The organism is Aquipluma nitroreducens (assembly GCF_009689585.1).
In the GTDB taxonomy this organism is placed as follows: domain Bacteria; phylum Bacteroidota; class Bacteroidia; order Bacteroidales; family Prolixibacteraceae; genus Aquipluma; species Aquipluma nitroreducens.
This window is the reverse complement of record NZ_AP018694.1, coordinates 4,728,542-4,741,957: the sequence shown is the minus strand read 5'-3', so window position 1 is coordinate 4,741,957 and position 13,416 is coordinate 4,728,542. Positions and strand designations below refer to the sequence as shown.

Below are 13,416 nucleotides of genomic sequence, written 5' to 3'. Positions count from 1 at the left end.
TGTTTGTTATTTGTTGCTATTGATTGTTATTCAGGTTTTTTCTTTTCCTTTTTCTCCTTTTCCTTTTTAATTGGTAAGGCAGATAATTCGATGTATGTTCCGTTTGTATCAGAGTATCCAACAAATTTTCAATTTCTTTGAAAGGTCCGGTCATCTGCATAGCATTTGGATACGCTTTGGTTTCTGCCTCAACGGCGGTAGCCTGAGGCTGTAACCCAGTTGGTTCCTGGGCTGAATGCGGAGGCAACTTCTGTTCAGGTACTGCTTTATGCTGGCAACGTTCTTGAATGGCTTTTGCACTGTATTGTTTGCCCAATACACTCCCGTTGAACACGCATTTGGTCTGGTGATCCACATAAGTGATACCGTACATCAAACCGGTATCATTTTGGCGCAGGGCGACATGAATACCCTGCTTTTCCAATGCTTTTATCAAATCCTGAAGTGTTGCTTTTTTTCCCGTTAAGAACATATCAATGGCATTCTTAACCCGTAACTTGTGAGGTATCCGCTTTGCTTCATTTTCCTTAAACTTCTCTTCCAAAAATTTAAGTGTTGAATCGTTATAAAACAGGCTCGCTTTGATCGGCACACCAACTGGATTTCCGTCAGCATCCAGTATCCGGTACAGCAAACCTTTGTGCTGATAAACCTTCGAATCTTGGTTGCCCCTTTCTGCAATTACGTTGTATTGTCTGAGTACTGCATTTAACTCAGGAAGGCTGGTATAGCGGTACTGGTTTAACACCGCCTCCAATACATTTTGTATGGCCATTTTGGTTTGCGTCTTACCGTACAACACCTTTGCCGCGGATACTGGGTTTAAGCGATATTGTTCCTGTTTTTTCTGTGCTTCAGCACTGACTAGTCCGAACTCCTTTTCGATGGCTTTTCGTGCCTGTTCCGATTGGTTGCGGCCAATGTTGTTCATATCAATCCGGCTGCCATCCGGACGCACTTTAATGGATACTATGTGGATATGCGGATGCGCTGCATCATGGTGCTGGTATACCATGTACGGTTGTTTCCCGAAGCCGATCTTATACATATAAGTCGCTGCGATTTCAAGTAATTTCTCTTTGGACAAATGGCTTTCTGAAGGATGAAAATTCAGAGAAATATGCACGCTGTTACGCTTTACATTTTCGTTGAGTTCAATCTGTTTCAGGAAACGATTCAGCCTCATCGAAAGGTTCATTTTATTCGCATCAATTGGATAATTTTCGGCCCCAATGCACTCCGCCACTCCTTCTTTTACCTTATTCTCATTGTAGTTAAAAATACGGTGAATGGAGTTTCCTGTTTTGATTACTGTAACCATGATTCAGCTATTTTTTGAATATGCTTTTTGATCTCGTCCACCTTGTTAAAGAGTGTCTTTTTCTCAACCTCATAAGCGATCAGCCAGCTTCTGAATTCAGCAATCTGGCTAAGTGTTTGCAGTCGTTTTACTGTCTGGTTGAAGTTGTTCCCGATGTGGTTCAGCTCATTTCTGAGGAGTATCATTTCTTCCATAAAATCATCCAAAGATTGGTTCCGGTAATAACTGGTTACTGGTTTATCAAAAAGGTTATGCCGCACATAATCGCTTAACTTTCGACAAGTGCTGGTCTTCCATTTTCGTTCAACTTTCAAGTATTCAGCAGTAGTTAACCGTAGGCTGATTTTTCGTGTCCTGTTTGAATTTTCTCTTCCCATCTCTTCTCATTTTATCGTTTTCAAACTCATCTGATCTTATCAGTGTCCCCCGCCCACGAGTTCCGAGTGTGGGGCGGCAAGATTCGTTTGTCGGACAAACGGACATCTTGCCGATTGCAGGAACGTGGCAATCTCCCAGCCCTTCGAACGTCTGTCAGACCTATAAATGTCTTTTACCGCTTTCAGGCACTTCCAGATTGATTCAATTAAATTTCAGAACTATCTTAACTTTTGCCTTAATCGCATTTTCTGCAACTTGTCAAAATTTACAATCCAGTCATTAAGGTCTTTATGTTTTTTGTATAGCTTGCTTTCATCGGTATATTTAGTACTCATTGAAAGTGCGCGCCGACAGTATTTTAGTCCGGCAGCATCCCTGTCCAGGTAAAGTCGAATCAACTGGTGTTGTTCCATAAATAATCGTGCTCTTTCAAAAAAGGAAACCGAATTTAAAACCACAAAATCCTGACTGTTTTCAGGAAGGTTTTTTTGGAGAAACTGGAAGGATAAAAAATCGGTAAAACCTTCAAATACGACTGCCTCATCCGAACCATTTTTTAAGGTGGTGATATCCTTTGGCGAACTGCTTGCTTTGAAGTAAGGATTGCGAATTTCCCATCCTCCTGAATCATTTTTAAAACCGATGCCGTAGTAGGTTTTACCGTTCAATTCATAACGAATTTCACGACAATACTTTTGGGCAATTTCTATTGGGATATGTCTTTGTTCCAGGTACCCTAATAAGGCATATGAAGTGAGTTCAAAATCGCTCAAAACTTTAATCTTAGGCTCCTGCTCATACACACTTTTCACCATCTGGGCATGTGGCTTTTGAAAAGAAAGATTACCACTTAGTTTGTTAAGCAATTCGCCAAAAGTACAATGGTGATATTCTATACCGAAATCAATCAGGTTACCCCCTCTGCCCAGACCATGATCGTACCACCGGTTAAGCTTCCTGTTTACCTTAAATGATGGTGTTTTTTCTTCCCGAAGTGGAGATAAATACCAATAGTCATTGTTCCTGATCTTTGCTGGCTCGTGGCCCAATGCGGACAGGTAATTTACCATGTCCATTTCTTTTGCTTCGCTAATGGAAAGCACTTGATTCCTGAAATCCATACCGCACATTTTCAAGTTCACTATTCAGTTCAATGATACGAAGGTAAATAAGCGGTATGGGCTTTACCTATCCTCACTATATTTTGACTGGGATGGTTTGAAAATGGCTCATTACTTTTACAGCGTAAATTTTGTCTAATTTTAAACGTGTAATTATGCTGACAACAAATGATGTGGCCAAGGTTTATGATACCATTTTGAGTATCCCTGGCATGAATGAAACGGTGAAGATTGATTTGAAAATGTCGCGTAAAAATGTATTACTGCTCAATAGTGTTATTGAGCGGGGGCTGACAGCAAAGGATGATGATAAATCATCCAACCTTCTGAACAATGTTCCTGAAGAGAATTTGAAAGAACTGAGGGCAATGGCCAGCGACTGCTTACAGAAAGCCGGACTTATTGAATTAAGCGAAAAGCTGAATATGCTGGGCAATGGCAAATGATAAAAAAAAGCCCCGAAGGGCTCATTTTAATACATCAATCCATCATCGGCAAAGGAGAAGTAAGACTCTTCCGTAAGGATAACATGGTCAAGAACTGTGCAATCGAAAATCTTTAGGGTATCTGTTATTTTCCGTGTGATATCTTTATCTGCCTGACTGGGAACAAGTCCGCCGGAAGGATGATTGTGAGCAAGGATTACTGATTTTGCCAAAGCTTCAACGCAGTACTTAGCAATAATGGTGGCATCGATAACAGTTCCAATAATTCCACCTTGTGAAATCTTGGCATATCCAATAGTTGTATTGTTTCGGTTGAGCAACAGGATGAAAAAACTTTCAAAGATTCCAATATCATCCGAGTAAAAATTGCGGATGAATTCATTAGCATCGGCTGATGTTACAATCTTTGCACATGGAAAATCTGACTTGGTTTTCTTCAAAGTGATTAATGGAAGAATTTTCTTATACGTTTTCATTGTTCTTGACCGCTGCCCTGCGGACTTATTTTGGCTTCTGGCTCGCCGGTTAATTTTGAGCCGAATACCATTGAGCAGACCGGATTCTTGTCAAGGGCGAATGTCATAAAACCTTACGTCCCCTGAGTGTGAAACAGTCGAGGGGCGTTAGGTTTTTGACCAAGCGCGAAGCGTGGCGCTGGTGGAAAGTGAGGAGGGAAAAGCCACCCTTGACTTTTCCGGAATGCGTAAATAACTTTGCGCTAAAATTGAGTGAGAGTAAAAAACTTAAAAAACAGCATTACGGAACTGGCGAAAACCCATGAACGAAAAAAAAAGGGTTTTTCACCCTTTTTTGAAATTCAGGCTACACGAATAACTTTCAGATGATCACCTTTTTCAATGTCCAGAGTATTCAGGTAAGCATGCCGTATTTGCCCGGTCAGCTCTTCCGATTCCAAATCAACGAACTCAACCGAATTAAACCAGTTCCAGAACTTACCAAACAACTCCGTATCTGGTTCAAGTCCGGAATCCTCCAGAGCGGAAAGATATTGATCATCGAAGATGACAACAACTTCATGGTAGGTTCCAAAATCATGGTTGAAAGCTTTGATGTAGTAATAGGCTTTTGAGGCAAATTCATCAGGAACAGGATAATTTCTTTGCAAAAAATCAAGTAAAACTCGAAGTTCGATTTTCGCTTTGGTAAAATAATCCAGATCACCAACTTGTGCAAAACCGTTTGAACCAACTACTAAATAATCCATAGGTATTGCCGCTGCCCTGCGGACTTATATTGGCACCCTTCGATTAACTCAGGGCTGGTCTGGCGCGCCGTGTGAATTAAAAATGGATAAGCTGATGATGATCTAATCTCCATCCGACTGGCAACTGAGCAACGATTTCGTTGTAAGACTCGGCCAGTTCAAGTAACCAAGGTGATTCCCGGATGCTGTTGTCGTCTAATGAAGGACCTAAACAGAACATGATGGCATTGAGAAGCCTATCGATTGTTGCAATATCTAATTCTATATTCATGTGAAATGCCGCTGCCCTGCGGACTTATTTGGGCAACCTTTGGTAAACTCAGGTATGGTCTGGCACGCCCTGTTGATTAATTTAATTGATTCGATGTTTCGGGTTGAGTTTCCATCTTCTGAGAACCCCAGAAATCTCTCATTTCATCCATGGATTGAATCTTTCCGCTTTTCTTTCGATATTCACCTTTGTGCCAGTACCACGCTGTTTTCGGATGGCTGAACAAGAATCCCAGGCTTTTCAATGTTGTCCTGATGGCAAACGTATTTCCGGTAATCCAGATCCATCCGCCAATAACTTCAATATCCACACCTTTGAGAAACATGATGCGGTCTAACATATCCCGGATTTCTTCGGAAACCTGCATCTCATATTCCTTACGTCCTTCTGAAAAATCTACATTTTCTTTAATAAACTTTTCAGATAGGCGTTCGTACCTGTCGTTCAGAATCTGCATCAGCACAGTGTCACCACCTTTGTCTGGATGGTAGATAAATGCCAATCTCCGGTACTCTTTCCGAAGTTCGTTTAGCGTTGTCACATTTTCAAAAAACTTCAACATCTGATTTACCGCTGCCCTGCGGATTTATTTGGGCTGGCTCTCCAATTAATTTTGAGCCGTGAACCATTGAGCAGACCGGATTCTAGTCAAGGGCGAATGTCATAAAACAGAACGTTCCCTGAGCGTGAAACAGTTGAAGGGCGTTCGGTTATTGACCGAGCACGAAGTGTGGCTTAGATGGGAATAGTGAGAGGAAATGCCACCCTTGACTTTTCCGGGATGCGAAAATAACTTTGCTCAACAATTGAGTGAGAGTACACCTCCTCTAATTAATGACAATTGATTTGTTATAGTTGACTAGCAATTAATTGGGCATAAAAAAGAGGCTTTCGCCTCTGGGGATTATTCAGTTAAGTTGTTACGGTTAATTCCCGTAACAACTTAAATAAACTGCATATTCAAATTTTACTAGTTCTTCTTCAAGGGTTTCTGTTGCACCTTCGAAATAAACTGAATTTAAATACTCCGTAAATGCTTCCCAAACTGAACTGTTATCCTGATTGTCTTTGGCTGATTTTGAAGTGTAAGTTTTCATGCGATAGTTTTTAGAAATTATATGCCTTTCGCCGTTGGGACCACTTCGGAATACACAAACAGGAACGGAATACCGTTAAGCCCCCGAGCATTCGGGGGTAGGATATGCCGGAAATTCTTTGTGTAGCCTGCGAAGCAGTTCCGAATTGGCCCTACATCTTCGCGTATAATTTCATAAAAACAAGCAATGAAATTCTTACCTGATCAGCTAAAAAAATTATTGGAATCAGTCGTTTGGGGTATTGTGGTAAGTTTGAATCTGGAATTTCAAATAAAGTCCCATTTGTTGAGTGACCAACAAAAAAGCCTTTCGGCTTTTTTGAAAGTTTTAGAACGGCAGATCATCCTCTTCTGGCACCGCTGGTTCTTTCTTAGAAGCTTTCTTTGCCTTTTTTTGCTTTTCTGGCTGTGCAGCAGGTGCATCTTCGGTGTAAACTTTGGTTTGGTAGTAGCAGGTGTGTGTTCTGCCGAATTTGTCAGGAGTTTTCATTTTAGCCACTTCGAAACCAATGTATTTGATTCCTTCCTTTTCGAATATTGCTGCTTCGATTCCTTCAACTGGTAGAACTACTTTAACGATGTTAAGATCTGCTACTTGAGTTCCTTTTCCAATGTAATGTTTTTCAAAAGTTGTCATAACGTAAATTTTTAAAGTTAAAATTATATGCCAGGTGAACAGGACGCGGATTTTGGCGCAATCATGGAGGAACTGGAATACCGTGGTTCGACAGGCTCACCAACCGGGTGAGAATTAGAACAAGGATATGCCGGGAAAATCCTTGATTGAGGGGACCGAACGACAAAAACGTGTCCAACCTTTGCAGATAAATCTAACTGACCTTAAAAATTAGTTATGACCTGCTTGACCCGAAAAGCCATTACCGGAAAGGCATGCGAAAGTTTAGGCTTGAACCCGGAAGTTTTTATCGGAAGCTAAGCGATGCAATTCCTCGAACAGATTTAATACCGGTTTCTGAGGGCCTATGAATTGCACTAATTCGGCAATTCAACTGACAATACCCAAGTTTAATAAAGATTGCATGGCACAGACTGTAAAAAAATGCCTAAAGAGAATATAAAGAATGGCGAAATGGAAATTGACTTTCTAAACTCAAAAGCCCAAAGGCTTATCATTGGGAAGTAAAAACCGCCTTCATAATAGAAACGGGTTCCACTTTTGGGGATTGGTTTATGTCACACTTTCTGTTTCGTGTGGGAAAGGCTAAAGCGAGTGTGGTAGATGAAATAAAATGGAAGCAGCCACTCATGCGCGGGGTGCCGAGGCTGGTGGATGACAGTGGCCGGAGAGCAAATAAGGTGGGACGAAGTGGAGCGTGAGCTTGTGAACCATGGACGGTGGAAAGCTACTGGCCGCAGGCAAGGAGCCTACCCTTCTATCACACATGCAGGTAGCTTTGTGAAATTCAACTAAAATGTCTAAAAGACGGATCAAATCAGATATTAGGGAAATTAGAGTGATGCTTGGATGGTCGGTAGTAGTCATCTAAAAATTATACCTTTGTGATGTGAAAAAGCTATTAAAAATAACTGGATTTCTTACCATTTTAGCACTGTATTGCTTAAGCATAAGCTTTTACAGCGGAAATGCTGTGAATTATACAGATTACTCAAAGAACTCCGATTCCGAATACCGTTCTTCGATAGTTTCTTCCAACTTATTTTGCCATACTGAACAATCCGAAAGTTCCGTTAGCTTACATAATAACATATCTCGTACCAGCCTTAAAAACTCTTTCAACCAGTTTTCAGCTTTTTCTTTAGCAGCGATTCATTTGCTTCGTAATTCATACTCTACATACTTTTTTTATTCGGAAAATATAGTAGTTCGGTTCAAAAAAACCGATATTATTTTCCCTTTCCATTACTTCTGGTGATCCATTTTTAAGCCTTCAATATATCCCAACAATTTTATTTTTACAGGTTGTTCAGCTATATCAATGACTGAACTTCTATTATAAATCATATTAATACATCTAAAAATGGACTTAACAACAATAACTAAGTACATGACAAAAATTTAAAAATATCGATATCATCTTGAAAGAAAGCGTTTAAAAGAACAGTTGCAATATATGTTAGACCATATTTGAATAGACTTTTAGTTTTGTTTCCATGTTTCTTGATCGGGATTGGTTTGATGTATCTGTGCAAATAATCACCGACAAGGTATGCCCATGTAAAAGCTACTATCACCAATGCAAACAGTTTTTCAATTCTTCCAATTTCAGTCAAGTGTGTATCTTCAATATTAAAGCCACTTGTTTTTAAAGCTCTAAAAGCAGTTTCAATCTGCCATCGTTCTTTGTAAATACAAAGTGCATCTTCTGGCTTGTTGAATGAGATAACAATCTGCAATTCAGGCTTTCCATCTTTGTTCTTTACTTTAGAGGCTGACAGATAACACAGTTGATCGTTCAGATAAATAATACGGTGGTTCACTCGGCAACCATTTAGCGGCAAATCGGCAAACAGCCAACTGGCTTTAACTCGTTTGCCATTGTGAGGTTGCAAAACCCAAAAGTTTTCGCGGATGCGGATATAGTAACGAATCCGGTTCTCATTCAGATACTTGATCCATCGTTCTCCAACAAACTCCCGATCTGCGGTCAAACAATCCAACGAAGCAGATCCAAAAAGACGGATAAACCGTTCAATCAATTCAATGCGTTCATTGGTGTTTGAATTACCAAACTTGGGCAACAACTTAAACAACAGCGGAAAAGCAACTCCATGATAAACAACTGCAATTACCAATACATTGATATTCTGCTGTCCAAACTTCCAATTTGTCCTATCCATTGCCAGACGGAAAGGTGGTTCATGAGGTAATAGTCTGAATATTAATTTGGCGATCAAATCTGTATCAAGTAGATATTCAGACATAAACCGCTGTATTCTCCTCAGAGAGGAACTGGTACTGGCATTACTGTCAAAAGCTGTAGCCAACTTCTCAAAACCAACTGTTTGCACCTTACATAGTGCACTGATCATGAAAACAAAGAACTTTACTCGTGCCAGATTCCAACCTGATTGCTTATGGAAAATGGAAACTAATTCACTACTTTTAGCATCTACCCTGGGTGTCATATTTCTTACTAAGTGATGTGGTAATCCCTTGTAAGATAATGATATTCAGGGTTTTATGCAAATATTTTAATGCTTATTTTGTTGATAATCAATTGTTTATGTTTTTGTCATGTACTAAGCAACAATAATTACAATAGCCATAATACTTTTCTGTATCGTACTTTTTGTATTACAGAGCAGAAAGAAAAAACAAAAAGAAGCACAACTCTTACAACCACTTTTCGAGCTGGCAGGAAAAAATAATTGTAAGATTTCAAAGTATGAGCGCTTAAACAATTCATTTATAGGAATTGACGAAGTGGCCAATATTGTATTTGTAGTAAGTAATGTAAATAGCATTGAATCATCTCAACAAATAGATCTTGCAGATATTCTGAAATGCCGTGTAATTGAATCCAGTAGGTCCGTTAGTACGAAAGAAGGCAGCTTAAAAGTTGTTGATAAGATTGAATTGTCATTTGTCAATCCTGATAAAAACAAACCCGACACTAAAGTTGAGTTTTATAATGCTGATTATGACCGTTTAACTTTAACCGGTGAAGTTCAATTATCAGAAAAGTGGTGTAAGATTCTTAATGATAAAATTGCGGAATTGTCGAAAGTAAAGTAATTGAACTTAAAATAAGCCCTGTGGATAAACCACAGGGCTTAGATCATATGAGGAATTCGTAAAAAGAACATGAAATCATCGCCTTTTCTTTTTATCCTACCGGCTTCCGGCAGATAAGCTGTCCAGTGTTTTTCCATAATTCTGATATTTATTCCTGTAACCAGGATGAATGTGTCTTAAAAAAGCGGATAGACCGGTAAAACTTTCTGGCTTTAGTAAGTTCGTCAATATTGAACTCCTGTTTCACTAAAAGCTTTTCGCCGGTTCGATATGCTGAAATAATAAATGTGGAACCATACAGTATCATACTTTTGTGCCGGTTGTACTTATCTTTCGATTCAGCAAGGCCAGCAATAAAGCCCTTAAAAGAAACTTCCCCCGATTGGAGGAAGTTTTCTGAAGATTTGTTTGTTGCCATAATCAGTCTTCGTTTGGCTTCATAATGAAAATAGCCGGTGACGGATCGTCGAAATCCTGTGCCTGAATCACGGCTTTGAGGGTAACCAGTCTGTTGAGTCGATTTTCGGGAGATTCAAGCTTTTCATTGGGTTCCCAATTACCTTCATCAGGCAAAAAGCTGATAAAATCAAACTGTAAAAAGTTGGAAGAAACTTTCCGGGCTTGAAAAGCAAACATGAACATCACGTCCCAAAGGCGTCCTGAAAGGTTTTGAACCTGCTCCATACCTTTCGGAACTTCAACGTACTTGTCCCATGCAGCACGAGTCAGGTAAACCGGAAACTTAATTCCTGCTTCCTTCGAGGCTTCACTATCAACCTTTACAAGAAACCCGTCATCAACAGCTTGTTTGGTTGAATACGTGGAAACAATTTTCCATCCATTTGAATCTTTCATTTGATTTTGCTCCTGCCCTGAAGACTTATTTTGGCTTCTGGCTCGCCGGTTAATTTTGAACCGTGAACCATTGAGCAGACCGGATTCTAGTCAAGGGCGAATGTCACAAAACCGAACGATCCCTGAGCGTGAAACAGTCGAAGAGCGTTCGGTTTTTGACCGAGCACGAAGTGTGGCGAGGTGATCCGTTCCCTGAGTAGCCGATAGGCATATCGAAGGGAAAAGGATTACCGAAGCCACCCTTGACTTTTCCGGAATGCGTAAATAACTTTGGTGAGGAATTGAGTGAGAGTAGTACGCTATATATAGTGTTAAATAGTTTTTGAACCAAAAATTTGAACCCATGGCAAGAAAATGGAATAAACGAAGACGGCCAACGCAATGGTGCTGTTAAGGAACGTTCGCAGGTTTTCAATCCTAAAACCGAACAGTGGGTGAAACGTGACTCCAACACTGGGCAGTTTATTGATGTGAACCAAAAGGGACAGCCTCACAAAGGTGTGCGCAGGGAAAAGTAATAGAATTTCCCAAAATTGCTTTATAGCCCTGCTCTTGCGGTGGGGCTGTTTTTTTACACTAATTAAAAAATTGACTCAATGTTTTCCGGAACTTGTTGCGGTAATTCACCATTGTCCTTTGTTTTTGAAATATTCGATCCCATTAAAAACAGCAACTTTTGCTCTCTCGACGGTGTCGAAAGATTTGGCACCAAAAGTTTCTCCGATTTTAGCCTTGAATTTTTGAGTTTTCTTATCACGGTAGATCAGGAGAAGATGTTCTTCAAACTTCAAATAAAAGTTCCCGTTTTTATTGACCTTCCAAGGTTTTTTAGTCCAGTTGATCCGCCTATTTGTTCGGTTTCGTAGTTCTTTTTCTCTTAGCTTTGGATTCACATAATCATTGGTCATCTTTTCAGCACAAACACAACCTACCCGATATTCTTCGTTAATTTCACGATGATATACAACATGAACGTATCTGATTTTCTCGTTCCCGCACATCATGCAGGTTTCATAATTCGTTTCCCATTCGGTTTGACCATCTTCCCTCACATCAATTACATCCTGCAATTGCCAACCCTTGTGTGGTATGCCTTGTTGTTTCCAATGGTTCGACATAGTAAAAGAATTTATTTGGCATTCTATTCAATCAGCTTACCCCAACCGTCGGGAACTACTCCCTTATCTTTCATCCATTGCAGTGCGCCATCCATTCGATCCAGGTATTTTATTTTCTGAACATCCCAATTCAGGAAGTCCTGTTTCAATAAGTCGTCTGTAATTTCTTGATTCATAATCAGTCTGTTGTTCCAAACGGCATAAAGGGTTGAAACAATTTCGCATTGTTCCCACGATGATTTCCTGAACTTTGACAGAAATGCATCAATTCTTTCTCTTTCCGATTCAAAAGTGGTGTTAAAAATATCTTCCAGTTCGTCAACCGAACTCAGCGCCCTGTAATTGACTTTATGATTGCCTTTGCAAGATTGATTGATATCGTAAAACCGATAACGTTCTAATGTGGATTCAATTTCGTTAATTAATAGCCTATCGTGAGGACCAGCTACATTCTTCGAAAAGTTGGAATCAATATCTATTTTGCAAAAGTATTCTGTCAGGTGCAAAAGCTTTTGGAATTTAACACGGCCAAAATCCTCTTTATTCGTCTTGTTTATAATATGACCGGCAAGAATAGCTCTTTCGGTTGAGTCACATTTCTTTGGTGTGAATTCAATCACTTTCCCATATTTAGCCTCCGGTTCTGCTGCCATTAAAACCTGTTGTTCTGCCTGGTTTAGGGTTAATTCTCCCCGAAACGCACGCTGGCTTAAACTGCCGTACAAATTCTCCAACTCCTGCAAACTGCTTTGATATTGCACTTTGAGCGCTTCTGTTTTTTCCACGATTTGGGCGAATTGGGTTTGGAGTTTGATGGGTGGAATTGATATTTTTAGTCTGTTGAGTTTCTCTTTTGAAATATTTGGCATTGACCCAGATGCTCCAGAAGCAAGTGACTGAATTACATTTCTAAATGTAAAATCATTGAGCAGAAACCAAAGATAAAGTCCATCAATTTTATCTTTTTTATAATTAATTCTGAAAATAGTATCAGGTAATAAAAGTCTCTTGTGGTCTTCAAAAACAAATGCTGCTGCACCAACTAATTGATAAGTGTTTTTTCTTGAAAAAAGTAAATCTCCACTTTGTGGGACTATCCCTTTCTTAATTGATATACTTTGGTCTAAAAGCTTATTTTCAAGAGGATTAAATTTCCTATATGTAACAGCACTAAGTTTCAGAATTGCCCATTCTGATTCATTGTTTCTTGGTTTATTTAGGCATACAGGACTCCAACCGCTATCAATTCCGTTTATAACAGTATTTAAGGTATTTTTTCCCCAACCTTTCTCATTCCTAACAGGATCACCAAACATCTCCAAAAACGTGCTTTTCAAAAACTCATCAAGCAAGGCAATGCTTTGTTTGCGCTGGGTTATCAGGTTTTCGGCTTTGCTTAAAAGGTTGGCAATGTGGAGTTGATCGGAGAGAGACGGAATTGGAAGCTGCAATATTTTCAAAGATTCTTTGTTCAGCGTTGCGCCCATTGCAGCATTATTCGAACCGACTAAAGGGATAATTTTCAACACATAAAGCAAATAATCAGGATGTAATAGCTTTTTATCCTTGATCTCTAAACCAACAATTGCTTCATTAGTATATAAATCCTTTCCTGCAAAGGCAAGTTTGCCAATGCTCAGCTTAAAACTCATCAGGATGGTTCCTTTTGGAATAAGTTTGCAGCCACATTCTTTAATCGCTGATTCTGTTATTTCTTCTTTGGTAGTAGTTATTATCCTCGACTTCAGATCAGAAATACTTACCCAGCTATAACCCTTTCCCCAATATTCTTTGACTTCTCTTCGAGGTGTTTTGCCAATTTGAATGTTGCAAACATCTTCCAATTTGTATTTTCTGAATTTCATAT

At 39.5% G+C, this 13,416-nt stretch carries 16 protein-coding genes; 3 read left to right on the top strand and 13 right to left on the bottom strand.

The genetic code is table 11. The annotated features are described in order from the left end of the window. Positions 1–16: 16 nt before the first annotated feature. From AQPE_RS19920 to AQPE_RS19910, 3 genes are all read right to left on the bottom strand, one after another. Positions 17–1,321 (bottom strand): relaxase/mobilization nuclease domain-containing protein, encoded by a 1,305-nt coding sequence (locus AQPE_RS19920; RefSeq protein ID WP_318348250.1) that lies wholly within the window; start codon positions 1,319–1,321, stop codon positions 17–19. Next, positions 1,309–1,698, bottom strand: a complete 390-nt coding sequence (locus AQPE_RS19915) for a plasmid mobilization protein (protein ID WP_318348249.1) — start codon at positions 1,696–1,698, stop codon at positions 1,309–1,311. The genes AQPE_RS19920 and AQPE_RS19915 overlap by 13 nt, the downstream gene beginning before the upstream one ends. A gap of 219 nt (positions 1,699–1,917) precedes the next feature. Further along, positions 1,918–2,820, bottom strand: a complete 903-nt coding sequence (locus tag AQPE_RS19910) for a toprim domain-containing protein (RefSeq protein WP_318348248.1) — start codon at positions 2,818–2,820, stop codon at positions 1,918–1,920. Positions 2,821–2,975: 155 nt separating this feature from the next. Here AQPE_RS19910 and AQPE_RS19905 point away from each other — a divergent pair, with 155 nt between their 5' ends. Continuing rightward, positions 2,976–3,266 carry a hypothetical protein gene (locus AQPE_RS19905; protein ID WP_318348247.1) on the top strand — a complete coding sequence of 97 codons (291 nt, stop codon included), beginning with the start codon at positions 2,976–2,978 and terminating at the stop codon, positions 3,264–3,266. A 26-nt stretch (positions 3,267–3,292) separates the two neighbouring features. Here AQPE_RS19905 and AQPE_RS19900 read toward each other — a convergent pair whose 3' ends face one another. From AQPE_RS19900 to AQPE_RS19875, 6 genes are all read right to left on the bottom strand, one after another. Next, positions 3,293–3,742: a JAB domain-containing protein gene (locus AQPE_RS19900; protein WP_318348246.1), complete on the bottom strand. Its 450-nt coding sequence runs from the start codon at positions 3,740–3,742 to the stop codon at positions 3,293–3,295. A gap of 341 nt (positions 3,743–4,083) precedes the next feature. Next, a complete protein-coding gene (locus AQPE_RS19895) occupies positions 4,084–4,491 on the bottom strand; it encodes a hypothetical protein (protein WP_318348245.1) in 408 nt (135 codons plus the stop codon). Positions 4,492–4,838: 347 nt separating this feature from the next. After that, complete coding sequence (locus AQPE_RS19890) at positions 4,839–5,324, bottom strand: J domain-containing protein (protein WP_318348244.1); 486 nt, start codon at positions 5,322–5,324, stop codon at positions 4,839–4,841. A 364-nt stretch (positions 5,325–5,688) separates the two neighbouring features. Continuing rightward, the gene (locus tag AQPE_RS19885) at positions 5,689–5,859 is read right to left on the bottom strand and encodes a hypothetical protein (protein ID WP_318348243.1); all 171 of its coding nucleotides are present in this window, start codon (positions 5,857–5,859) and stop codon (positions 5,689–5,691) included. Between the two features lie 327 nt (positions 5,860–6,186). Then, positions 6,187–6,495 (bottom strand): hypothetical protein, encoded by a 309-nt coding sequence (locus AQPE_RS19880; protein WP_318348242.1) that lies wholly within the window; start codon positions 6,493–6,495, stop codon positions 6,187–6,189. A 1,382-nt stretch (positions 6,496–7,877) separates the two neighbouring features. After that, positions 7,878–8,966 carry an IS4 family transposase gene (locus AQPE_RS19875; protein ID WP_318347135.1) on the bottom strand — a complete coding sequence of 363 codons (1,089 nt, stop codon included), beginning with the start codon at positions 8,964–8,966 and terminating at the stop codon, positions 7,878–7,880. Positions 8,967–9,264: 298 nt separating this feature from the next. On the opposite strand from AQPE_RS19875, the gene AQPE_RS19870 reads away from it, so the two are divergent. Further along, positions 9,265–9,576, top strand: a complete 312-nt coding sequence (locus AQPE_RS19870; RefSeq protein WP_318348241.1) for a hypothetical protein — start codon at positions 9,265–9,267, stop codon at positions 9,574–9,576. A gap of 148 nt (positions 9,577–9,724) precedes the next feature. Here the strand turns inward: AQPE_RS19870 and AQPE_RS19865 are convergent, their stop codons facing one another. Beyond that, the gene (locus tag AQPE_RS19865; RefSeq protein ID WP_318348240.1) at positions 9,725–9,994 is read right to left on the bottom strand and encodes a hypothetical protein; all 270 of its coding nucleotides are present in this window, start codon (positions 9,992–9,994) and stop codon (positions 9,725–9,727) included. Positions 9,995–9,996: 2 nt separating this feature from the next. Continuing rightward, positions 9,997–10,431, bottom strand: coding sequence for a DUF6573 family protein (locus AQPE_RS19860; protein WP_318348239.1), 435 nt, complete (start codon positions 10,429–10,431; stop codon positions 9,997–9,999). 335 nt (positions 10,432–10,766) lie between these two features. Between AQPE_RS19860 and AQPE_RS19855 the strand changes: the two genes are divergently transcribed. Next, a complete protein-coding gene (locus AQPE_RS19855) occupies positions 10,767–10,949 on the top strand; it encodes a hypothetical protein (RefSeq protein ID WP_318348238.1) in 183 nt (60 codons plus the stop codon). 105 nt (positions 10,950–11,054) lie between these two features. On the opposite strand, the gene AQPE_RS19850 is transcribed toward AQPE_RS19855, so the two are convergent. Beyond that, the gene (locus tag AQPE_RS19850; protein ID WP_318348237.1) at positions 11,055–11,549 is read right to left on the bottom strand and encodes a hypothetical protein; all 495 of its coding nucleotides are present in this window, start codon (positions 11,547–11,549) and stop codon (positions 11,055–11,057) included. A 23-nt stretch (positions 11,550–11,572) separates the two neighbouring features. Continuing rightward, positions 11,573–13,414: a restriction endonuclease subunit S gene (locus AQPE_RS19845; RefSeq protein WP_318348236.1), complete on the bottom strand. Its 1,842-nt coding sequence runs from the start codon at positions 13,412–13,414 to the stop codon at positions 11,573–11,575. Positions 13,415–13,416: the final 2 nt, after the last annotated feature.